Here is a 20,742-nt window from a genome sequence, read left to right on the forward strand (position 1 = left end):
ATTGCCCGGGGTGGAATGATCCACCCCGCAACTTTTGTTCATTGGGTGTTCTCGTACATGTTCAGACCCTTGCCCTTGTTCATCGGTGCTCGCTACACCCGTGCCAAGCGCCGCAATCACTTCATCTCGTTCATCTCGATGACCTCGATGATCGGCTTGTCCCTGGGCGTGCTGGCCATGATCGTGGTGCTGTCGGTGATGAACGGCTTCCAGCGCGAAATGAGCTCACGCATTCTTGGCCTGGTGCCGCATGCGAGCATCCTTGGCGTGCAGCCGCTGAGCGACTGGCGCAGTGTGGCAGACGCGGCGCTTAAGAATCCGGCAGTGGTCGCCGCGGCGCCGGTGACCGAGATGGAAGGCATGCTCTCGTACAAAGGTGCGATGCAGCCGATTCAGGTCAGCGGCATCGAGCCGGCCGAAGAGGGCAAGGTGTCGATCGTGGGCCAGCATATCGTCCAGGGCGCTTTGCAGGATCTTGTCCCGGGTGAATACGGGGTGGTGATCGGCGAGCTGACGGCGCGGCGCTTCCGCCTCAACACCGGTGACAAGCTGACCTTGATCGTGCCGGAAATCAGCAAGGCCCCGGGCGGCATTACGCCGCGCATGCAGCGCCTGACCGTGGTCGGTATATTCAAGGTGGGTGCCGAGCTGGATGGCTCGCAGGCCTACATCAATGTGGCCGACGCCGCCGAGATGCAGCGCTGGGCGCCGGGCAGCGTGCAGGGCGTGCGCCTCAAATTGCAGGACCTGTACGCGGCGCCGCAGGTGTCCAAGGCCATCGCAGGGCAGTTGGGCGATGCCTATCACGCCGATGACTGGTCGCACACCCAGGGTAGCCTGTTCAGCGCCATGAAAATGGAAAAGACCATGATCGGCTTGCTGCTGCTGATGATCATCGCGGTGGCAGCGTTCAATATCATCGCCACCCTGGTGATGGTGGTGAACGACAAAGGCGCGGATATCGCCATCCTGCGCACCATTGGCGCCACGCCGATGCAGATCATGGGCACGTTCATGGTTCAGGGCAGCTTGATCGGTGTGGTCGGTACGCTGATTGGTGGGGTGCTGGGGGTCATTGCGGCGATCAACGTGAGTCAGATCGTTGGCTGGCTGGAGCGGGTCAGCGGCCAGCACATCTTTACCTCTGATGTGTATTTCATCAGCAGCCTGCCTTCGCAACTACAGTGGGGGGATGTGCTGATGATCTGTACGGCGGGCTTGGTGATGAGCTTCCTGGCGACTGTGTACCCGGCTTACCGCGCTTCGCAGATCGAGCCGGCTATGGCGTTGCGTTACGAATAAGGGCGGCGCTGGTATCTTTGGGGTCGCTGTGCGGCCCCTTGCCGAAATCAATCAAAAACCGCGTCCATCCTGCTTCGCACTCCACCTGAATCCCGCCACCATGGGCGAGGACGATCGAACGGGTAATTGCCAGGCCCAGCCCGGCGTGCTCCGCACCTCCTTCGGCCCGCGCCGAATCCCCGCGATAGAATCGATCAAACAAGCGCTGCGCAACAGCTGCTTCAATCGCCGCACCGGTATTGGCGACCGTAACTTGCCCACCAGCTTGTAGAACCACCTTCACCACGCCACCTGCTCCAGCAAACCGCAGCGCATTCTCCAGCAAATTGGAAAACGCCCGCCGCAACATCTGCCGATCGCCCTCGATCACCAGCTCACCCTCGCGCAGTAGGGTCACTCCAGCGTCCTCTGCCAGCGGCGCGTAATACTCCAGCAGTGCATCCACCTCCGAGGCAAGGTCCAGCACCTGCTGTTCAGGCACCAGCAGGCCGTGCTCAGCCTTGGCCAGGTAAAGCATGTCGTTGACCAGCTGCGCCATCCATTGCAGCTCCTCAAGGTTGCCATGCAAGGCCTCGCGGTATTCGTCCAGGCTGCGTGGGCGGGTCAGGGTCACCTGAGTGTGGGTCAGCAGGTTCGACAACGGCGTGCGCAGCTCATGGGCGATGTCCGCGGAGAACGCCGACAGCCGTTGAAACGCATCGTCCAGCCGCTGCAGCATGGCATTCATGCTTTCTGCCAACTGAGCCAGCTCTTCGGGCATCTGCGCTACCGGCAGGCGCGTGGTCAGCGAGCGGGCGTTGACGCTCGCCGCCACCGCGCCGATCTGGCGTAACGGGCGCAAGCCTCGGCGTACCGCCCAGGCGCCGAGCACTGCCGTGGCCAGTGCAGACAGGCCCACGGTCAGCCAGATCAAACGCTGCATGCTCTGCAAGAAGTGCTGGTGATGGGTGATGTCGAGCAACACGGTCAGTTGCGGGGACTGTGGATCATGCTTGATCAATGGCGCAGACAGGCCGCGATAGTCGACGCCGCCGGCCTGCAGTGTCTTCAGCTGTGCAGACTGGCTGGCATCGGGCAAACCTGGCCGGCTTTCGAACCAGGCTTCGCCCGTGCCGCTGCTGATGCGCAGTGCGACATCGGTCTGGAGGTTGAATTGGCTCCGTAGCTCGGGGAGCCTGTCGACTACCTGCTGCCTTGTCTGGAGGCCGGTAAGCTGCTCGCGTAACTGCGTCAGGCGAGTATCGAGCAACTGCTCATCCAACTCGATGAAGTGCTGCTCGCTGGCTTGAGTGAAGAGCACGCCGGCGCCAAGCGAAACCGCCGCGGTACAGGCAGCAAACAGCAGGGCAAGGCGGCTGCCGAGGGATATCCGGCGCATCAGTCCTGGCGCTCTTCAAGTACATAACCCATGCCACGCACCGTATGGATCAGCTTGCTGGCGTGACCGTCGTCGATCTTCAGCCGCAGCCTGCGGATGGCCACTTCGATGACGTTGGTGTCACTGTCGAAGTTCATGTCCCACACCTGCGAAGCAATCAACGACTTGGGCAGTACTTCACCCTGGCGGCGCAATAGCAATTCCAGCAGGGCGAACTCCTTGGCGGTGAGGTCGACGCGTTGGCCGGCACGCTCGGCGCGGCGGCGGATCAAGTCCAGGCGCAGGTCGGCCAGGGCCAGGGTGGTGTCCTGCACGCCGGCGGCGCCGCGGCGCAGCAAACTGCGCACGCGGGCCAGCAGCTCGGAGAAGGCAAACGGCTTGACTAGGTAGTCGTCTGCCCCCAGTTCCAGGCCATGCACGCGGTCCTCTACGGCGTCGCGGGCGGTGAGGAACAGTACTGGGGTGGCGAGCCCGGCCTGGCGTACCGCCTGCAGAATCTCCCAACCACTGCGGCCTGGCAGCATCACGTCAAGGATCAGCAGTGCATGATCGCCGGTCAATGCTAGGTGCAAGCCGGTTTCGCCGTCGGCGCTGAGCTCACAGGCAAAGCCCGCCTCGGTGAGGCCTTGCTGCAGGTATTGGCCAGTCTTGACCTGGTCTTCGACGATCAGCAGTTTCATCAGTTTTTTGCATCGGTCACGGAGTAGTGGAGATGATACGTGACGCACCCGCTCTCAAGCCAAGCTGACAAAGTTGTAATCTTGCGGTCAGCCAGTTGCCAGCTGTGCCAGCGCAGAGTGGCACGACATTGCCGTCATTACCGGAGTAGATATGAAACACCTGTTCATCGCCGCTGCCTTCGCGCTGTTCAGCACGTCGGGCTGGGCTGACGCCGAGCACACCAGCTTCGCTTTCGGTGAGCCAGCGCCGGCAGCAAAGGCCACCCGCACGGTTGAGGTGGTGCTCAAGGACATTGCCTTCGAGCCCAGCAGTTTGCAGGTCAAGGCCGGCGAGACTGTGCGTTTCGTGCTGATCAACCAGGGTCAGTTGCCCCACGAGTTCAACCTGGGCGACAAGGCCATGCACGCCGAGCATCAGAAACAGATGGTGGCGATGCAGGGCAAGCTGTTCACCGGGAACATGGATCACAGCCAGATGGGCCATAGTGAGCACGGCCATGACAGCGGCAACACCGTGCTGCTGCAGCCCGGCCAGCGCGGCGAGTTGACCTGGACCTTCCGCAGCGCTGCGCCGATCGAGTTTGCCTGCAACGTGCCGGGGCATTATCAGGCCGGGATGGTCGGGCCGCTGACCATAGAGTGAGTTCGGGCCCAAGGCGGGCTGCAAAACCGGTAAACTGGGCGCATCGTTTTTTCCAGGTCCAGACCATGCATCCCGCCGCCGAAGACTCTCCGCTGGGTAAATCCAGCGAATACATTGCAACCTACACCCCGTCGCTGCTGTTCCCGATCCCCCGCCTGGCCAAGTGGGCCGAGCTTGGCGTCAGTGGCGACGCGCTGCCGTGGCAGGGCGTCGACTACTGGAACTGCTTCGAGCTGTCCTGGCTGTTGCCGTCGGGCAAGCCGGTGGTGGCCATCGGCGAGTTCGCCATCCCGGCGCAGTCACCGAATATCATCGAGTCGAAGTCGTTCAAGCTGTACCTCAACTCGCTCAACCAGACCGCCTTTGCCAGCAGCGCTGAGTTGCAGGCTTGCCTTGAAAAAGACCTGTCTGCTGCCGCTGGCGCCCAGGTGACGGTGCGCGTGCGCAGCCTGGCCGAAGTGCAGGGTGAAGGTGTAGTGGCATTGCCAGGGGTGTGCATCGACGAGCTCGATGTCGCGATCAGCAACTACGAGCAACCGCAGCCGCAACTGTTGCAGTGCGATTCAAGCCAGGTGGTGGAAGAGACGGTGCACAGCCACCTGCTCAAGTCCAATTGCCCGGTGACCGGCCAGCCTGACTGGGGCACGGTAGTGGTCAAATACAAGGGCCTGGCGCTGGATCATGCCAGCCTGCTGACGTATCTGGTGAGCTTCCGCCAGCACGCTGACTTTCATGAGCAGTGCGTCGAGCGGATCTATCTGGACCTCAAGCGTTTGCTGCAGCCTGAGCACCTGACGGTATACGCACGGTATGTGCGTCGCGGTGGGCTGGATATCAACCCGTACCGCAGCACCGGGGCGATTAGCCCGCAGAACCTGCGCCTGGTTCGGCAGTAAGAGTCATCCCTTTAAAGGTCTTCGGAATTAGTTCTCGAATTGAGCCAGCTGGGGCCGCTGCGCGGCCCTTTCGCGACACGAGGCCGCTCCTACAGGGCGGTGTCGTGCGGAGTTTTTTCGCGTATAGAGCGAAAATCATGGCGTACTCCGTCCTGTAGGAGCGGCCTCGTGTCGCGAAAGGGCTGCGCAGCGGCCCCAGCAGGCTCAAGTCAGCACAAAATTCAGAAAAATGCAGAGACCTTGAAAGGGATGGCAGTAAGAGTGGGCTTGTAGGGCAATTGAATGCCCTCACAAGCCCCGCCTGATTCAGATGCCCATGCTGTGCAGGCTGTTGGCGATGTTGCGCAGCGTGGCGGTGAGGTCGGGGTGGGCTACCTCGAAGCGCTCGACGGCGAGGTTGACGCCGTCGACCAGATTGGTGTCCTGGGTGGCTTCTTCCAGTTTGATCTGCGCCTCGATCTGTTGCATCAGGCTGTGCAGGTTGTCGCGCTCTTCCAGCGTGAGCGGCGGGTTGCGATCCAGTTGATCGCGCAGGCTATCGAGCTGCTCTTGCAATTCGCGGGCAGGCATCAGGTGTTCTCCCTCTGTGACTTGGCAAAGCATGGACCTCGGCCATTGGGCAAAGGTTCGCGCATGCCTCAAGCGTAATCCACTCGCCACGGCTTTGCATGATCCGCGTCAAACCGCCTGTATCAGGGTTTTTCACCTTTGCGGCGGCGTTGGGCGATGTCCGCCAGGCACGGCTGCAGCGCCTCCAGATGATCGATCACCGAATGTGCGCCGAGCCTGAACAGCTCAAGGGTGGCCTTGCCGCGATTGGCTTGCTGGTCTTGGGCGGTCATCGCCTGCCATCGGTTCGATGAGGCCTCGCAGCAGGGGCTACATGCCGCCAGACCAATGGTCCACAAACCGGCATTGAGTGCAGATTCGAGCAAGCGTGGGTCACCGCTGACCAGCACGCTGCCGTCGACCTTGGCGCTGCTGAGCTGCATTAGCGCCTGCCAACAGGCATTCGGTGCCGGCCAGGGCAGGGAAGGGCTTGAGTGTCCCGGCAACCAGCTCGGCAGCATCTTGGTCAATGAGCCGTCAATGCCAGGCTCTTCCAGCCAGATGCAGGGCACCTGCTGGCTACGCAGCTCAGCCAGCATGGCCAGTGCGCCGGGCGCTGGCGCAGACAAGCCGTTGGCGGTTTCCACCAGGCAGCCACGCAGCCCGAAAAGCACAGCAGTGAAGGCGGGTGCGTCGTGCATGGCAACTTCCCTGAAAATAGTCAGACTAAGTAGCGACTGTTACACGTAGATGACGCCGCAACAGTTACTGACAAAATATTGAGCAATACTCAGCGCAGCTGTTTATCAGCCGTCGACGCTTTATACTGTCGCCCAAACTCAGCAGAGCCAACGCGCATCTGCGACCGTGAATCTTGATGGAGAAACATCTATGCATAGGATCGGCGCCAGTGTGATCGAGCGAATCACCCAGGCCTGTGTCTGCGCCAGTCTGTTGCTGGCGCCCGTGGCTGCTACGCAGGCAGCTACCGAAGAAGATCCCTGGGAGGCGGTCAATCGGCCGATCTTCCGGTTCAACGATACGATCGACACCTATGCATTCAAGCCGTTGGCCCAGGGCTACCAGGCGATCACCCCGCAGTTCGTCGAAGACGGCATTCATAACGTCTTCCGCAACATCGGCGATGTCACCAACCTGGCCAACAACATCCTGCAGCTCAAGCCCCACGCTGCTGGCGTCGACACCGCCCGCTTGATCGTCAACACCACCTTCGGCATCGGCGGCCTGTTCGATGTGGGGACCCGCATGGGCCTGCAGCGCAACGACGAAGACTTCGGTCAAACCCTCGGTTACTGGGGCGTCGCCAGTGGCCCCTACGTGGTCATTCCGCTGCTGGGCCCGAGCACCGTGCGTGACGGCCTGGCCAAGTACCCGGACAGTTACACCAAGCCGTACCGCTACATCGATCATGTACCGACCCGCAACACCACGCTTGCGGTGGACCTGGTCGACACCCGTGCCAGCCTGCTTTCGGCCGAAAAGCTGATCAGTGGCGACAAGTACGTGTTCATCCGCAACGCCTACCTGCAGAACCGCGAGTTCAAGGTCAAGGATGGCGAAGTCGAAGACGACTTCTAAGTCTGGGTAGCTGGGGCTGCAAAGCGGCCCCAAAGCTGGGCCCGCAACCGGCCTTGCGACCATCCATCGGGTTACCTCAAACACATTTCTTATAACTACCAGCAATTTGCCCAACGCTGTGTAATCAAGCCGACTCGCGCATGCTTGAAACCCCCGGCGGATGGGAGTACCGTCTGCGCCTGACAGGGCACCTCTGCTGTTGCCGGACAAGGGTTCTTGTCCTACAACTCTATAGGTAGAGCAGCCAAACAGTATTCCAGTAGTGATAGGCGCAATTGCGACGATCCTACGCAAACCTAATCCGGCGCCGTTCGCCCACATGCAGAAAACCAGTGCAACGCTGCTGATTATCGATGACGACGACGTGGTCCGTGCGAGCCTCGCCGCGTATCTCGAAGACAGCGGCTTTAGCGTCCTTCAGGCCGGCAATGGCCAGCAGGGGCTTCAGGTCTTCGAACAACACCAGCCCGATCTCGTGATCTGCGATCTGCGCATGCCGCAGATGGGCGGCCTTGAGTTGATTCGTCGGATCAGCGAACTGGCCCCGCAGTTGCCGGTGATCGTGGTGTCGGGTGCCGGTGTCATGAGCGACGCTGTCGAGGCTCTGCGCCTGGGCGCTGACGATTACCTGATCAAGCCGCTCGAAGACCTGGCAGTGCTCGAGCACTCGGTGCACCGTGCGCTTGACCGTTCGCGCCTGCTGGTCGAAAACCAGCGCTATCGTGACAAACTGGAAACCGCCAATCGCGAGCTCGAGGCCAGCCTGCACCTGCTGCAGGAAGACCAGACCGCAGGGCGCCAGGTGCAGATGAACATGCTGCCCGAGAGCCCGTGGGTAGCCGGTGAGTTCTCCTTCGAGCACCAGATCATCCCGTCGCTGTACCTGTCGGGCGACTTTGCCGACTATTTCCGTGTGGATGAGCGGCGTATCGCGTTCTACCTGGCCGATGTATCCGGCCATGGGGCTTCATCGGCGTTCGTGACCGTACTGCTGAAATTCATGACCACCCGCCTGATGTTCGAATTCAAGCGTGGCGGCAAGATGCGCGATTTCAAGCCTTCGGAAGTGCTCAGCCACATCAACCGTGGCCTGATCAACTGCAAGCTGGGCAAGCATGTGACCATGGTCGGTGGCGTCATCGACGAAGATACCGGTCTTTTGACCTACGCCGTCGGCGGCCACTTGCCAATGCCGGTGCTGTATACCCCGGAGCACACGCGCTACCTCGAAGGCCGCGGCCTGCCGGTGGGGCTGTTCGAAGAAGCCACCTACCAGGATCTGGTGGTTGAGTTGCCCGCGCAATTCAGCCTCAGCCTGATGTCGGACGGTATTCTGGACCTTTTGCCCGGTAACACGCTCAAAGATAAAGAGGCTGCGTTGCCGGAGATCGTCAAAGCAGCAGGGGGTAGCCTGGATGGGCTGCGCCAACGTTTCGGATTGGCTACGCTTGGGGAGATGCCGGATGATATCGCCCTATTGGTGTTAAGCAGGAACCTTCAATGAGTACCGGTAGAATCCAGTTCGCCGAGCAGAGCGGTACCTTCGTACTGAAGTTTGTCGGTGAAGTACGCCTGACCCTGTGTTCGGCTTTGGATGCGACGATCGAGAAAATCTTCACTGCGCTGAATTTCTCGGCCATCGTCATCGATCTGACCGAAACCGAAAGCATCGACAGCACCACCTTGGGGCTGTTGGCCAAATTGTCCATTCTGTCCCGGCAGAAAGTCGGCTTGTTGCCGACCGTGGTTACCACCAATCCGGATATCTCGCGCTTGCTGCAGTCGATGGGCTTCGATCAGGTGTTCAACATTGTGGGTCGGCCGATCCCTTGCCCAGAGTGCCTGACCGACCTGCCGTCGCAGGACCAGAGCGAAGAGGTTGTGCGCTCCAAGGTGCTTGAAGCTCACCGTATCCTCATGGGCCTGAACGACTCCAACCGTGAAGCCTTCCATGACTTGGTCAGCGCGCTCGAGCGCTCCTGAGCCTTCGCCGATCACCGTAGCGGCTCACCTCATGGATCGCGCAAAAACTCATTAGCTTCTGAACCGTCCGCGTTCAGCTGGAACACGCGCTCAGGTTTACCGTCAGCAGTGAAAAACACCTGCCCTAACCCTGCGCTGTTCCACAGCCGCTCGCCGGCTTTGCTGCGGCTCGGCAGGCGTGGTGCGACCTCCATCAGACGGCGTTTGGTAAACCAGTTCAGGGGCGAGCGCGGCGAATACAGCCAGCGGTTGAGCCGATCGAGTACATCCAGCAAACGCTGCGGAAACTGGTTCTTGATGCCGCTGCTGGTGACCTGCCACAGGTGTGGGTTGTGCTGGCGATGGCGGATCATCACTTCATAGACGAACGAATAATGCACGTCGCCTGACAGCACCACGTAATGCCCTGGCGTGCGTGAGTGGCGGAAGATATTCAGGATTACCTGCGCCGCACCGCGGTGCGCCATCCAGTTTTCAGCGTCGACCAGCAGCGGATAGCCCAGCCAGCTGAACACCCGCTGCACCGCCTCAATCAGCTTGACGCCGAAGATCGGCGCCGGTGACACGATGATTGCCGAAGGGTGGTCAAGCAATGCCTGCTGCAGCTCGCACAGCGCTTCCCAGTCGAGCAGGCCGGAGGGCTTGCTCAGGCTGTTCTCGCTACGCCAGCGGCGGGTGCGGGTGTCCAGCACCAGCAGCGGCGGGGTGGTCGGCAGGCTGAACTGCCAGCCTTGAAAGCGCAGCAACTCGCCAATCAGTGCATCCTGCGCTTGCTTGGCCAGATGTTGCTCGGCCAGGTTGCAGTACTGCTCCAGCAGCGGCGTGCAACTGTCCGGGTCGTTGCCCCAGCCCTGGCAGAGCAGGTAACCGAGCAGGGCATTGCCGATGATCCGCCGCGAGAACGGATGGCCATACGCGGTCTCTTCCCACTGCGCCGAGAGGTTCCAGTCATCGGTGATGTCGTGGTCATCGAAGATCATCAGGCAGGGCAGGTGCGCCATGACCCGAGCGACCCCACCGAGCCCTGCGGCAAAGCCCTCGATCAGCGGCAGCTCCTCCTGATAGCGCGCTTGGCGTTTGTCGGTCAGCCCCGCCGGCATGTCCATCTGCACCAGGCCCCACGGCGTCGGCGACCACACCAGCAGATACATCGCCATCACCTCCGCGAAGGTCACCAGATGGTTGTCAGCGTTGCTCGAGGAGAAGATCGGCTTGCGCTTGCCGCCAAAGAAGCGCTCACGCAGGGTCTCGTTACCTTCCTGTGCGGGCAGCAGATCGGCGCGGTGGTAGTAACAGGCAGGGTGGGCGTAGAGCTCTGCACTGTTATCGACCAGCGCTCCTTCAAGGCTTTCCTCGAACAGCCCTAAACGCTCGATCAAACTGTGAATCGCACGCAGCATCGGCCCGGCGACATCGTCGGCGTAAACCTGGTCGCCGGTCATCATCAGCACCGCAGGCCGCTGTTCCGGGCTGGGGCTGGCTAGCAGCAAGCGGTCGGCGCAGAGCAGGCCATCGGCCGCCGGGTGATGAGGCTTGCGGCAGGAGCCATGCAGCAGTTGGTCGATGCGCTCACGCAGCACCAAGCTCGGTCGGCTGGCACCGGGGCAGAGCAGGTGCGGCGCCCAGCTGGCAATGCCTTCGCCCGAATCGAGCAGCAAGTCGTATTCCAGGGCCACGTCAAACGGCAGCGCTGTGTCGAAATGGATGTCCAGCAGGTGGATAAAGGCCGACCTGCCGATGGGCACGGTCTGGCAATTAATCTGAGCAGTGACACCGGTGTGTTCAAGGACGAAGTCCAGCTGCAGCGGTTGCGATCCAACCAGCCAGATCGCCAGGCGCTGAGGCTCCAGGCGGCGCAGTACCGGGCCAGCCAGGACGAGGGGTAGCAATTCGGGGGAGCGGGTCATCGACAACTCAACAGCTCGGTCAAGCCGGGGATTATCTCACAGGCAAAAAAACGGCGGAAAATGCTCGGCATTTCCCGCCTGTTGCTTACGCGCAGATTTGTATCAAGCCTTGTCGGCCATTAACGCTTCCAGCTTCTCCTGATCACGCGCGAACTGGCGAATACCCTCGGCCAGTTTCTCGGTGGCCATGGCGTCTTCGTTCATCGCCCAGCGGAACTGACTTTCGCTCAGCTGCTGCTTGGCTTCACCGGTATTGCCAGGCTTGAGGATGCGCGGCAGCTCGCCGTGGTCTTCGCTCAACTGCTGCAGCAGCTCGGGGCTGATGGTCAGCCGGTCGCAGCCGGCCAGATGCTCGATCTGGCCGATATTGCGGAAGCTCGCGCCCATCACCACAGTCTTGTAGCCGTTGGTTTTGTAGTAGTCGTAGATGCGTGTTACCGACTGCACACCCGGATCATCAGCGCCGACATATTCTTTGCCGGTGCTTTTCTTGTACCAGTCGTAGATACGGCCAACGAACGGCGAAATCAGGAACACCCCAGCGTCGGCGCAGGCTTGCGCCTGAGCGAAGGAGAACAGCAGGGTCAGGTTGGTTTGGATGCCTTCCTGCTCCAGCTTCTCGGCAGCGCGGATACCTTCCCAGGTCGACGCCAGCTTGATCAGCACCCGATCACGGCCAACACCGGCAGCGTCGTACAGGGCAATCAGTTGGCGGGCCTTGGCCAGCAGCGCTTCTTCGTCAAACGACAAGCGCGCATCGACCTCGGTCGAAATCCGCCCCGGGATGACCTTGAGGATCCCGCTACCTACCGCCACCGAGAACTTGTCACAGGCAAGGCCGACATCGCCTTGGGCATCCGCCTTCACCTGCTTGAGCAAGTCGGCATAGCCAGCGATGCCGGCCGCCTTGAGCAACAGCGATGGGTTGGTGGTGGCATCTTCCGGCTGCAGCCGGGTGATGGCATCCAGATCGCCAGTGTCGGCGACCACGGTGGTGAACTGCTTGAGTTGTTCCAGCTTGGAAGTCATGGCGTGCTCTGTCCTGTGCGGTGGCTCGACATTACCCGAGCCCGGAGCAGCGCTCAAGGGGCGTCAGGGCAGGCCGAGCATGCCCCTCGTGAAATAGCGCGAAACCTTGATCAGGCAGGGCTAGACGCGAGGGGCGGCGGGTTAGCGCTGGGGCCAACGGCGAACCGCAGCCCCAACGCTGAATGAAGTGTGCACGTTCGAGTCTTAGCCGTGCTCAGGGTTCCATCCATTCCCGCATGCCGGCTCAACGGCCCTGCAGCAGCTCGGCCGCCTGATCCAGCACCGCCAGCGGCTGGTCGGTCTTGTGGATGTCTGCCGACAGCAACTGACGGAACCGCCGCGCCCCCGGGAAGCCCTGGCCGAGGCCGAGGATATGCCGAGTGATGTGATGCATCGCGCCGCCGCTTTCGATGTGCGCGACGATGTACGGCCGCAGCCGCGCCATTGCCTCACTGCGGGTGACCACCGGCGTGGCGCTGCCGAACAACTGTTGGTCGACCTCGGCCAGCAGGTACGGGTTGTGATAGGCCTCACGGCCCAGCATCACACCGTCGAAGGTCTGCAGATGAGTGCGGCATTCATCCAGCGTCTTGATGCCGCCGTTGAGAATGATCTCCAGGTCCGGGAAGTCGGCCTTCAACTGCGCCGCAACGTCATAGCGCAGCGGCGGAATATCGCGGTTTTCCTTGGGCGAGAGGCCCTCGAGGATCGCGATTCGCGCATGCACGGTGAAGCTGCGGCAGCCGGCGTCACGCACCTGACCAACGAAGTCGCACAGTTCGGCGTAGCTGTCACGGCCGTTGATACCGATCCGGTGCTTGACCGTGATCGGCGTCGAAACCGCATCGCGCATTGCCTTGACGCAGTCGGCGACCAACGCCGGATGGGCCATCAGGCAGGCGCCGATCATGTTGTTCTGCACCCGGTCGCTTGGGCAGCCGACGTTGAGGTTGACCTCGTCGTAGCCTGCTGCCTGCGCGAGTTTTGCGCAGGCGGCCAGGTCAGTCGGGTTGCTGCCGCCGAGTTGCAGGGCGAGCGGGTGCTCGGAGACGTCATGATGCAGGAAACGGTCGGCGTCGTTGTGTAGCAAGGCGCCGGTGGTGACCATTTCGGTGTAGAGCAGGGTGTGCTGGGAGAGCAGGCGCAGGAAGTACCGGCAGTGGCGGTCGGTCCAGTCCATCATGGGTGCAACGCTGAACCGGCGTGATATAACTTGTTGATTCATAAGTAATTTTTTCTAGCGTGATGCACCCATTTTACGCGGATTCGAGCCCTAAGTGCACACGGAGTGCACATGGAGTGACTAATGGGTGTTAATAGTGTCTATAATATGTGCCTACCGAATTGCACACAGGGTGCACACGCGCATGGCTACGTTCACGAAGCTTCCGTCTGGAAAGATCCGGGCCCAAGTGAGGATCGGAGGATTCTACAGGGCGCAGACCTTTGATCTCGAAAAAAACGCTAGGAAGTGGTCGAAAGAGATCGAGCAACAGCTCAAGCTCTCCAGCACTGGCGAGTACATCGATCCGCCCAAGGACGCCAATTTGGAGGATCTGATTGTTCGGTACGAAGAAGATGTTGGGGGGGTAAAGCCGTTCGGCAAGAACAAGGCTGCAGTTCTTAAGTCGTTCAAGCGCAAGCTGGGTCACGTGAAGCTGAGATCCATGTCGGAGGCCATCGTTCGCGATTTTGTCGACAGGCGAGTAAAGGAAGGGGCTGGTGGAGTGACAATCAGCATCGACCTTGCTTACCTGAGAACTGTGTTGGGCTGGGCTCGATATGTCCGCAAGCTGAACGTCAATCCTGATATCACTGTTGATGTTAAAAGGTCACTGAAGCAGAGGGGATTGAGGGTTCGATCGACAGAGAGAACGAGAGTTGCTTCTCCAGAGGAGATCGAGAAGCTGGCAGGGCACTACAGGAAAATGCAACGCGCTCAGATTGATATGATTGCTGTAATGGAGTTCGCAACCCTGACTTCGCTGCGTCAAGAAGAAATCTGTGCGCTGAGCATTGAGGATGTCGACCTGGAACGTCGCGTGATGGTGGTAAGAGATAGAAAGCACCCTACTGACAAAAAGGGTAATCACAGCGTTGTTCCAATTCTTGATGACTTTGTTGAGCCGATTCTCAAAGCCATGGGAAGCCGGAGGCGAGGTCAACTCTTTCCGTACAACCATCGCTCAGTGAGTGCTTCGTTTACCAGGGCTTGCCAGGCCCTTGGCATTGAGGATTTGCGTTTTCATGACCTCAGGCATACAGCGACGACAGATCTGTTTGCCCGCGAGCTTGATATCGAATCAGTAGCACTCTTCACCGGGCACAAGGACTGGAAGACTTTGCGTCGGTATACGCACATCAATCCCGAGTCAGTCCACCTCCAGGAGCGGAGGAAAGCTCTTCGCCGTGCAAGCGAGGATCGTTCACAAAGCGGCTCGGATGTGACTACGGTCTGATTTGGATTGAGCGAGACTGTCGAAATAGCCTTTGACGTCTGCCTTCGAGTAAAGGGGTTCGTTTCCGAAGAGTATTGAGTCGGGCCCCTTGGAGCGCTTCCGCCAAGACTCCAGGGTCGACTTCTTTACGCCGGCTAGCATCGCCACTTGAGTCTCTGTCAAATAGCCCAGTGACTCCGCAAGCCTTGCGCGCTCCCGCTCTGCAGCAGCACCATCAATAGCTAGCTCAAATTCTTCGACCTTCACGCACGCGTTCATCTCTCTTTCCGATGCTCAATCCGGGCGACACCTTGCTGCCCGCTTCCCAATCAATATGTTGGTAAATCGAGTGGCTGGCAATACCGTTCGTCTGATATTCGCAATTTAACCGCGCAGGTTAATTGACAAATTGGCAATTAAGTGAAAGTACACTCGGTATACTAACTTGGTGATCCCTCTGGGCGTCTCGGAGCTAGGCCAGACCTGTGCTTGCGTGCAGCTGCGATCCATGATTCAATAAATGCCATAATATCTAATGTGGGGTGTCGGGTATGGAAACGCTGCAAAAATGGGCTCGTCGCTTCTTTATCTTCGTTGTCATCTTGTACATCTGCTCAATCTGGTTCTAGCAGCCCCTGAACGCCCTCAACCCCGCCAGGAGCTGCTCGGCGGGGTTTTTGGGAACAAAGCCGTGATTGCATTCGTGCTGGGCGGGTGGTTGCATATCGCCTGGTTCTGCATGGAGGCGATGGTATGAGGCAGTTCGAGCTAGATGATGTGCTTCTGGCAGCGGCTGGTGATGCCAACGCTCAAATGAGGGTGGAGCGGCGCCAGGACGTTTTGAAATGGAATGCTGAGCAGCGCAAGTCGGCCCTACAGTGCGCCACGCCCTCCTGGGTTGATCTGAAGGCTGTAAAGGCGGTGTACGCAGAGTCCAGACGACTCACAGCCGAAACGGGCGTGAAGCATGAGGTTGATCACATCATTCCGATCCGGGGAAAGCGGGTCTGCGGACTGCATGTGCCATGGAATCTGCGAGTGATCACAAAAGCGGCTAACGCCAGGAAGCATGCCAAGTTCGGCGATGAGGACGTTGTGGGCTTTCTCACTGAGCTCGGATACGAAATCGTCTACGGCATCAATAAGCTCAAGCGCGCCATCAGATTTGGCAAGCGTGAATGGGTGCTGTTGATCGACCAGGGGCTTCGTGAAACGTTGAGTGTTGCTTATGTTCACGGGGAGTTTGTGATTGACCCTGGCCCTCAACTGATTGAAGGGGAGCCCTTCCCGCATGTCGCGATCTCACGGGCCAATAAGCCTGACTCTAGTCCGAGCGCCTGAGAAAGCACTCGGGGCTACTTGGCTTTCTTGGCTTCAACGTCTTTCAAGCGCTTTATCTCGCGAGGGAGCGTGAGTTGGTCGTATATGTCGCGGACAGCTGCTAACTCAGATTTTGCTTCCAGCAAGTGGTGGCGCGGGGAGTTGTGGTGCTCAAGCGGGAGATCTGGCTCGCCGAGTTCGACGTAGCGCTTCCGATCAGCCTTTAGGAATTTCAGGTGGTCTTCCAGGCGCGTGACTTCTGACCTGGCTTCGATCTGGTCTACGCCTCCCAGCTCCTTCACAAGCCGTTTGAATTGAGCCAGAGCGTCTCTGTATATCTTGCTGGCCCGGTCATGGATTTCCGCACCCTTGAGCTTGGACTCTAGGTCAGTGATCGAGGTGTCTAGATCTTGCTTGCGCTGGTCGTAGTCGGCCTCTACCTGGACTACTGTGCGGGCTGGGCGCCCCATGGTTTTCGGCGATTCTTCATTGATCATGGCTTTCGCTAAAGCTAGGCGGGCGATGCCGTAGTTTTCTGCCAAGCCCCGATCTAGATTTTCGAGAGGGGTTTTTGATGGCCTGCCAATCTTTGGCGCTGACTCGATCCTCTGGGATATCGACTCAGGTGTTGAAATCTCATCTCCCTGCTCGGCCTCAAGGGCATTCAGCTCCTCAAGCTCGCGAGTGAATTCAGCAACCATTTCGACGTAGGCTTGTTCGTCCGACTTCGCAATCTTTCCAACGCGCAGATGGACTTCCGGGGCTTTCTGAAACGCGAACACGTCGTGCACTGCGGGAAGCTGCGCAAGCTGCTTTGAGAGAGTTGCTTTCGTCTCACCGCCCTTTGAAATCAGCATGCCCAAGCTCAGGCGCTGAGACAGCGCGTTTGCGCGCAAAATGGCTGTGTGCGGGTCTTCTACTGCCAACGGCTCGGCCAAGCGAAAGCCGTGCTCGTCGAGATTGGCTTTGAGTCGTGCAAGCTGATTTCTCTTCAGCTCCAGGTTGGAAGGTTTCGGCATGATCGAGCCCCGCGCAAATATCGGGGATAATATTGCATGCGCGTGCCGATGACCATCAAGGGCGCTCGGATTCGGGCAAGACGAGATCAAGGTTGCGCTTGTAGCGATGCAGGTCGGCTAATGCCTTTTCGGGCGTGGCCTCCCAAATCTGTCTGTCGTGATTCCGAGTGATATGGCCGTGCCACGACTCTGAATCCTCATTGGTGTGAACGAAGTCGATGTCGCCCAGTGGTGTGCTGTAGCGATACGAGCGACCTGATGTTACGAAGGTCAGGCAGAACGGTAACTGGCTAATCCATCCGTGCTCGCTGAGGATGGATTCACAGCTCAGATAAAAGCTGTCAGCTGGCCTAAGAAAATTGGTTAAGCGAAACAGTGCCGAAGATGGCGCCCTGAGAAATGGGTTGGAGTAAAGCTTCGGCCCCAGGCGCTCGATAATCCCTGCTTTTACATGCCTGGCGAGAGCAACCCGCAAGTAGGACTTGTCGGGGTAACCAGCGCATGCGCTTAGAGTCGATTCCGGGATGCACCACACTCCGGCAGCTGCCAACGTTTTGCATGATTCCATCAGCAGCTTTCGATTCATCTATGACTCTCCCCACGACTCAACATAAAATTATCATTTTTGATAATCAAATGTCGAGCCAAGAAGCAGCGGTGGGCTCAGCCGGCTTCAGGATTTGGAACGACGCGCTTGTAGCGATTGTGCCGATACATCCTGCACTCCTCCCGCGAGTACCTGATCTCCCGCCCGAACCCCTGGAAGTAACCCAGCTCTGGATTCCTGGAACGCCATGTCTTAAGAGTGTTGACTGTAACTCCAATAATCTCAGCAGCCTCATATTGGTCGATCAGGTCGCTGGGCAGGTCTTGATATACGCTCATTACATTGTTCTCATGCTGTTGTGTCGTCAACCGACAAGTACAAGGCTATGGCCATTCAATATCTCCTCCTGAAATTAACCAGCTCGGTTAAATGCACCTAATCTCGTACAACCAAATCCCCGCAAGCCCAGCAATTCCGGAAGTTGTCTGACACTGCCCTAACTTTCTCGCAGAATCCACCCGACGAACGGTAACGAAATTGACAAATTGGCAACATGAAAAAACCCTAGCCGAGAGAGAGAGGCCCGGCCAGGGCTTGGGTGCAGCACACAACAACGATGAATGCAGGCAGTAAGAGAGAGGAACTGCCTACACCTTTATATTACCACTGCCGAAATGCTAAATGTGGAGCGGTAATATAAATAACCAAAAGCTGTTGGGGTGGCTTTTGTTTTGAGTGCAAAGATTGGTGAGTTTGCGCGCAAAGGAAATGCTATTAAGCTCCGGCTAATATGTCCAGGCCAGATTTATTGATTAGTACGTGGTGTAGGCCGACGTTCCCTGCCTGGTTGTAAATCGAAATCTCGAAGTACCTGGGGCATCCCATCTTCCTGGATATGAGCTCATACCTATATACTGCGCTGGGGCAGGGGTTCCCTTTCGCATCTTTTTTGAAAAGGATATTGAATGAGTCGTTGAGGAAATATTCCCCCAGCTCGTCAGGTAGCTGAATTGCGGCTTTATAAATGAGGTTGGCAGTGGTCACTGGCAGCTTGCCGATACGCAGTTGTTCAATTTCCTTGCTTGTGACTTCGACTGTATCAAACATGATGTTGCTCCGCTTTCTTATTGTTTTGTCCTATCATTATCTCAATGCGCTTTTTTGAAAGCAATAGTGTGATCTGCTGTATAACTTAAAGTAGTTCGGTGTCAAATCGTGCGGGCGTAAAAAAGCCCCTGGCGTTAGGGGCTTCGATGGTTATTTTTTTCGCTTGCTGATTATCTCTCGAAGATAGACCTGCCGAAATTTGCTGACCTGGTCTTTGAGGGATAGTGAAGCCTGCTCCTGAAGATAGGGGGGGGAACCCTGCAGCACGCTGTTCACATAGCTGCCCCACTTGAGGTATGCCTCATCAGATGCTGATTTCACTGCCTCGGATGACTCGTAGGAAACATATTCTTTGTAGTAGTAGCTGCTTACAATACGGTTCGTAGATGCGGCACATTGCGAGAGCTTTCTTTCGGTCTTTCTTGTGTAATCTTCCGTGATCCTGATTTTAAGGCTGCTGCGCTGCAGGTCGCAATGGAAAAGGCTTTGGTTGATCATCTCAACCAGGTTTTCCGCAGGATTTGAGACAGTACTGGGCTTGATGCTGTCCTTTAGCTGGTCTTCATACGATAGCTTTGAGTATGCGATAGTTCGGTCGATTTCCTCTTGCGAGGCTCCACTGGCCCTCATGTCGCTGACGGTTTTGTCTACCGCCTCCTGGGCTATCTGCTCATCAGTCTTGGGTACGTATGCCGGCTTGGTGGCGCAGCCTGTGAGTAGAGCGATAGCGAGGGCAGCGTAAGTCCATTTTGATCGCATGACGCTTGTATCCTGATCACTGTTATGAAATGTGTGATGGCCAAGATACATCATCAAAATGAGAAAAGCCCCTCGCGGGGCCCTGGGAGTAGACGGTCATTGCTGGGTGAAAAAGGTGCCGATCTCGTTTTGATCAGGGAAGCCACCAGTCCCTGGCTTGAGCTTGATCCGGGCGTGGACGATCACGTCCTTTGCTTTCAAAACGTCGCTGAATTGGGCGCTTGGGAGGCTGGCGGCGGTCTCGAGTTTTTCGAGCATCTCAGTGCTGATTTTGATAGCAGTAGGGTGGTTGCCGGTGCCGTAAAAGCGGTGCCAGACGTGACGGCCTGCGTGCTCGCCAGACACGATTTCGAATTCGGCCAAGGCTGTTTCGCCGCCTGCCTTTGTTTTGCCGGGCTTAAAGTCTTTCAAGCGGATCATGGCTTCATGGTTCGGCATCGGATCTTTGCTTTGGGCTTTGCGGTTGACGATCGTTGTGTCGATGCCACGGGCTTTGCGGCGTAGCCAGTTCAGGTGGGATTTGACCCAGCTGCGGCAGGCGCGGAGAGCTGCGGCGTTTTGGCTCTCTCCTGCGCGGGGCTTGTGGCGAGCGTAAGACTGGTCTCGGAAGTATTCGCTGCCTGGGTTCTGCTCCTGGTCGACCTCTAAGATTTTTTGGACGATTTGCTCTTCGTTTGCCGACCCGAACATGCCACCGAGGATGCGGTTGAGCTCGAAACTGCGGCCTGCTGCGCCTACAGCTGTGCCGGGGGTGCGGGGCTTGCCAGGGGTAGAGGATTCGACGTCGAGGCCATAGCTGGACTGGGCTAGCTTGAGGTCGAGGGCGCACAGGGGCCTGCCGGGATTATAAAAGCTCATGGCCGCGCTTTTCCGGTCTGGGTGTGACATGAATGTGAAGTAGCAGCGAGAGACTTCCTGCCAGCAGCGATCGAGAACCCTGATCAGGCGGCCATCGAAGAATCCGTCTAGGCATTCGATAACAGCAGCTGCTACTGCGGGCAAAGCCTCTGGTTGAATCGGAGTGTCTAATGGCATTACGACCCTAAAACGCGGGCACTCGGCAGTGTTGCTGTGTGATGTATAAATGCAGTGCTCGAAGTTCATATCAATAAGCGCATCTTCCATCTCTTCGAGGGTGATAGTGTCGTCGCCTGGCTTCTGATCGATATCGAGCACGATCATCGATAGCTCCATTGCGTTTTCAATGGTTCGCTCAGGGGCTCTGAAGATCGCCGGGGTGAATGTACGACCGTTTTTCTCTTCGACAACGCTCTCGGCTTGCAGGACGTTATCGTAGAACTCTCTGAAGCTCGCGGTCTGGCAATTTTTAATATGGCGAGTGGCTGCAGAGTATTGAATGCCGAATTTCATGATGATGCTCTCTTTTTGTTGTTGTGCTCTGTGCACATTTATAGTGTTGAATATGAGCAAAAGCCGAAGCAACACCTTTTTCGCTTGGCATTTTTGAATGTTCGGGTATACAAAGGTAACGGTCTTTCGTTTCTCTTAACCAAAAAGAAACTGCCTTACCCACCACCCTCAACCCCCTATACCTTTTTATAATAGAAGAGGTACCGTTGAGGGTG

20 protein-coding genes are annotated in these 20,742 nt (G+C 58.1%); 8 read left to right on the forward strand and 12 right to left on the reverse strand.

Annotation, left to right across the window (positions count from 1 at the left end; translation table 11 throughout):
- Positions 1 to 57 precede the first annotated feature (57 nt).
- Complete coding sequence (locus ACQZ2L_RS12180) at positions 58 to 1,302, forward strand: lipoprotein-releasing ABC transporter permease subunit (protein ID WP_430326238.1); 1,245 nt, start codon at positions 58 to 60, stop codon at positions 1,300 to 1,302.
- Here ACQZ2L_RS12180 and ACQZ2L_RS12185 read toward each other — a convergent pair.
- Together ACQZ2L_RS12185 and ACQZ2L_RS12190 are read right to left on the reverse strand one after the other, a co-directional pair.
- Positions 1,280 to 2,683, reverse strand: a complete 1,404-nt coding sequence (locus ACQZ2L_RS12185) for a heavy metal sensor histidine kinase (RefSeq protein ID WP_430326457.1) — start codon at positions 2,681 to 2,683, stop codon at positions 1,280 to 1,282. The two genes, ACQZ2L_RS12180 and ACQZ2L_RS12185, sit on opposite strands and share 23 nt — an antisense overlap.
- Positions 2,680 to 3,360 carry a heavy metal response regulator transcription factor gene (locus ACQZ2L_RS12190; protein WP_103438017.1) on the reverse strand — a complete coding sequence of 227 codons (681 nt, stop codon included), beginning with the start codon at positions 3,358 to 3,360 and terminating at the stop codon, positions 2,680 to 2,682. The genes ACQZ2L_RS12185 and ACQZ2L_RS12190 overlap by 4 nt, the downstream gene beginning before the upstream one ends.
- Before the next feature lie 151 nt (positions 3,361 to 3,511).
- Between ACQZ2L_RS12190 and ACQZ2L_RS12195 the strand changes: the two genes are divergently transcribed.
- On the forward strand, positions 3,512 to 4,003 hold the full coding sequence (locus ACQZ2L_RS12195; RefSeq protein WP_430326239.1) for a cupredoxin domain-containing protein: 492 nt from the start codon (positions 3,512 to 3,514) through the stop codon (positions 4,001 to 4,003).
- 65 nt (positions 4,004 to 4,068) lie between these two features.
- Entirely contained in the window at positions 4,069 to 4,899 is an 831-nt protein-coding gene (gene queF, locus ACQZ2L_RS12200) for an NADPH-dependent 7-cyano-7-deazaguanine reductase QueF (protein ID WP_430326240.1), read from the forward strand.
- Positions 4,900 to 5,205: 306 nt separating this feature from the next.
- Here queF and ACQZ2L_RS12205 read toward each other — a convergent pair whose 3' ends face one another.
- Positions 5,206 to 5,469, reverse strand: coding sequence for a DUF4404 family protein (locus tag ACQZ2L_RS12205; protein ID WP_101321164.1), 264 nt, complete (start codon positions 5,467 to 5,469; stop codon positions 5,206 to 5,208).
- A gap of 122 nt (positions 5,470 to 5,591) precedes the next feature.
- Positions 5,592 to 6,149 carry a phosphonoacetaldehyde phosphonohydrolase-related protein gene (locus ACQZ2L_RS12210; RefSeq protein ID WP_430326241.1) on the reverse strand — a complete coding sequence of 186 codons (558 nt, stop codon included), beginning with the start codon at positions 6,147 to 6,149 and terminating at the stop codon, positions 5,592 to 5,594.
- A gap of 190 nt (positions 6,150 to 6,339) precedes the next feature.
- On the opposite strand from ACQZ2L_RS12210, the gene ACQZ2L_RS12215 reads away from it, so the two are divergent.
- From ACQZ2L_RS12215 to rssC, 3 genes are all read left to right on the forward strand, one after another.
- Positions 6,340 to 7,047 (forward strand): MlaA family lipoprotein, encoded by a 708-nt coding sequence (locus tag ACQZ2L_RS12215; protein ID WP_430326242.1) that lies wholly within the window; start codon positions 6,340 to 6,342, stop codon positions 7,045 to 7,047.
- Between the two features lie 319 nt (positions 7,048 to 7,366).
- Entirely contained in the window at positions 7,367 to 8,551 is a 1,185-nt protein-coding gene (rssB, locus tag ACQZ2L_RS12220; RefSeq protein WP_430326243.1) for a two-component system response regulator RssB, read from the forward strand.
- Positions 8,548 to 9,030, forward strand: coding sequence for an anti-sigma factor antagonist RssC (gene rssC, locus ACQZ2L_RS12225; protein WP_101321154.1), 483 nt, complete (start codon positions 8,548 to 8,550; stop codon positions 9,028 to 9,030). The genes rssB and rssC overlap by 4 nt, the downstream gene beginning before the upstream one ends.
- Positions 9,031 to 9,059: 29 nt before the next feature.
- On the opposite strand, the gene ACQZ2L_RS12230 is transcribed toward rssC, so the two are convergent.
- From ACQZ2L_RS12230 to dusA, 3 genes are all read right to left on the reverse strand, one after another.
- Positions 9,060 to 10,937, reverse strand: coding sequence for an alkaline phosphatase D family protein (locus tag ACQZ2L_RS12230; protein ID WP_430326244.1), 1,878 nt, complete (start codon positions 10,935 to 10,937; stop codon positions 9,060 to 9,062).
- Between the two features lie 102 nt (positions 10,938 to 11,039).
- A complete protein-coding gene (gene tal / locus ACQZ2L_RS12235) occupies positions 11,040 to 11,966 on the reverse strand; it encodes a transaldolase (RefSeq protein ID WP_430326245.1) in 927 nt (308 codons plus the stop codon).
- Between the two features lie 244 nt (positions 11,967 to 12,210).
- Positions 12,211 to 13,191 (reverse strand): tRNA dihydrouridine(20/20a) synthase DusA, encoded by a 981-nt coding sequence (gene dusA, locus ACQZ2L_RS12240; RefSeq protein WP_430326246.1) that lies wholly within the window; start codon positions 13,189 to 13,191, stop codon positions 12,211 to 12,213.
- A 142-nt stretch (positions 13,192 to 13,333) separates the two neighbouring features.
- Between dusA and ACQZ2L_RS12245 the strand changes: the two genes are divergently transcribed.
- Together ACQZ2L_RS12245 and ACQZ2L_RS12250 are read left to right on the forward strand one after the other, a co-directional pair.
- On the forward strand, positions 13,334 to 14,425 hold the full coding sequence (locus tag ACQZ2L_RS12245) for a tyrosine-type recombinase/integrase (RefSeq protein ID WP_430326247.1): 1,092 nt from the start codon (positions 13,334 to 13,336) through the stop codon (positions 14,423 to 14,425).
- 732 nt (positions 14,426 to 15,157) lie between these two features.
- On the forward strand, positions 15,158 to 15,745 hold the full coding sequence (locus tag ACQZ2L_RS12250; protein WP_430326248.1) for an HNH endonuclease signature motif containing protein: 588 nt from the start codon (positions 15,158 to 15,160) through the stop codon (positions 15,743 to 15,745).
- 14 nt (positions 15,746 to 15,759) lie between these two features.
- On the opposite strand, the gene ACQZ2L_RS12255 is transcribed toward ACQZ2L_RS12250, so the two are convergent.
- The 5 genes from ACQZ2L_RS12255 to ACQZ2L_RS12275 all read right to left on the reverse strand — a co-directional run bounded on the left by ACQZ2L_RS12255 (position 15,760) and on the right by ACQZ2L_RS12275 (position 20,527).
- Positions 15,760 to 16,743, reverse strand: a complete 984-nt coding sequence (locus ACQZ2L_RS12255; protein ID WP_430326249.1) for a hypothetical protein — start codon at positions 16,741 to 16,743, stop codon at positions 15,760 to 15,762.
- A 55-nt stretch (positions 16,744 to 16,798) separates the two neighbouring features.
- The gene (gene abiEi / locus ACQZ2L_RS12260; RefSeq protein ID WP_430326250.1) at positions 16,799 to 17,329 is read right to left on the reverse strand and encodes a type IV toxin-antitoxin system AbiEi family antitoxin; all 531 of its coding nucleotides are present in this window, start codon (positions 17,327 to 17,329) and stop codon (positions 16,799 to 16,801) included.
- A gap of 735 nt (positions 17,330 to 18,064) precedes the next feature.
- A complete protein-coding gene (locus ACQZ2L_RS12265) occupies positions 18,065 to 18,397 on the reverse strand; it encodes a hypothetical protein (protein ID WP_430326251.1) in 333 nt (110 codons plus the stop codon).
- A gap of 150 nt (positions 18,398 to 18,547) precedes the next feature.
- The gene (locus tag ACQZ2L_RS12270; protein WP_430326252.1) at positions 18,548 to 19,156 is read right to left on the reverse strand and encodes a hypothetical protein; all 609 of its coding nucleotides are present in this window, start codon (positions 19,154 to 19,156) and stop codon (positions 18,548 to 18,550) included.
- 96 nt (positions 19,157 to 19,252) lie between these two features.
- Positions 19,253 to 20,527: a hypothetical protein gene (locus ACQZ2L_RS12275; RefSeq protein WP_430326253.1), complete on the reverse strand. Its 1,275-nt coding sequence runs from the start codon at positions 20,525 to 20,527 to the stop codon at positions 19,253 to 19,255.
- Between the last annotated feature and the right edge of the window lie 215 nt (positions 20,528 to 20,742).

This window comes from Pseudomonas shirazensis (assembly GCF_050496565.1).
Lineage (GTDB): Bacteria > Pseudomonadota > Gammaproteobacteria > Pseudomonadales > Pseudomonadaceae > Aquipseudomonas > Aquipseudomonas shirazensis_A.

Coding starts and splice junctions, on each gene's coding strand:
- abiEi (WP_430326250.1), bottom strand. CDS start 17,329: ATGAATCGAAAGCTGCTGATGGAATCATGCAAAACGTTGGCAGCTGCC.
- ACQZ2L_RS12195 (WP_430326239.1), top strand. CDS start 3,512: ATGAAACACCTGTTCATCGCCGCTGCCTTCGCGCTGTTCAGCACGTCG.
- ACQZ2L_RS12205 (WP_101321164.1), bottom strand. CDS start 5,469: ATGCCTGCCCGCGAATTGCAAGAGCAGCTCGATAGCCTGCGCGATCAA.
- ACQZ2L_RS12250 (WP_430326248.1), top strand. CDS start 15,158: ATGAGGCAGTTCGAGCTAGATGATGTGCTTCTGGCAGCGGCTGGTGAT.
- ACQZ2L_RS12210 (WP_430326241.1), bottom strand. CDS start 6,149: ATGCACGACGCACCCGCCTTCACTGCTGTGCTTTTCGGGCTGCGTGGC.
- ACQZ2L_RS12275 (WP_430326253.1), bottom strand. CDS start 20,527: ATGAAATTCGGCATTCAATACTCTGCAGCCACTCGCCATATTAAAAAT.
- tal (WP_430326245.1), bottom strand. CDS start 11,966: ATGACTTCCAAGCTGGAACAACTCAAGCAGTTCACCACCGTGGTCGCC.
- ACQZ2L_RS12180 (WP_430326238.1), top strand. CDS start 58: ATGTTCAGACCCTTGCCCTTGTTCATCGGTGCTCGCTACACCCGTGCC.
- ACQZ2L_RS12245 (WP_430326247.1), top strand. CDS start 13,334: ATGGCTACGTTCACGAAGCTTCCGTCTGGAAAGATCCGGGCCCAAGTG.
- ACQZ2L_RS12270 (WP_430326252.1), bottom strand. CDS start 19,156: ATGCGATCAAAATGGACTTACGCTGCCCTCGCTATCGCTCTACTCACA.
- rssB (WP_430326243.1), top strand. CDS start 7,367: ATGCAGAAAACCAGTGCAACGCTGCTGATTATCGATGACGACGACGTG.
- ACQZ2L_RS12255 (WP_430326249.1), bottom strand. CDS start 16,743: ATGCCGAAACCTTCCAACCTGGAGCTGAAGAGAAATCAGCTTGCACGA.
- rssC (WP_101321154.1), top strand. CDS start 8,548: ATGAGTACCGGTAGAATCCAGTTCGCCGAGCAGAGCGGTACCTTCGTA.
- ACQZ2L_RS12230 (WP_430326244.1), bottom strand. CDS start 10,937: ATGACCCGCTCCCCCGAATTGCTACCCCTCGTCCTGGCTGGCCCGGTA.
- dusA (WP_430326246.1), bottom strand. CDS start 13,191: ATGAATCAACAAGTTATATCACGCCGGTTCAGCGTTGCACCCATGATG.
- ACQZ2L_RS12265 (WP_430326251.1), bottom strand. CDS start 18,397: ATGTTTGATACAGTCGAAGTCACAAGCAAGGAAATTGAACAACTGCGT.
- ACQZ2L_RS12190 (WP_103438017.1), bottom strand. CDS start 3,360: ATGAAACTGCTGATCGTCGAAGACCAGGTCAAGACTGGCCAATACCTG.
- ACQZ2L_RS12215 (WP_430326242.1), top strand. CDS start 6,340: ATGCATAGGATCGGCGCCAGTGTGATCGAGCGAATCACCCAGGCCTGT.
- queF (WP_430326240.1), top strand. CDS start 4,069: ATGCATCCCGCCGCCGAAGACTCTCCGCTGGGTAAATCCAGCGAATAC.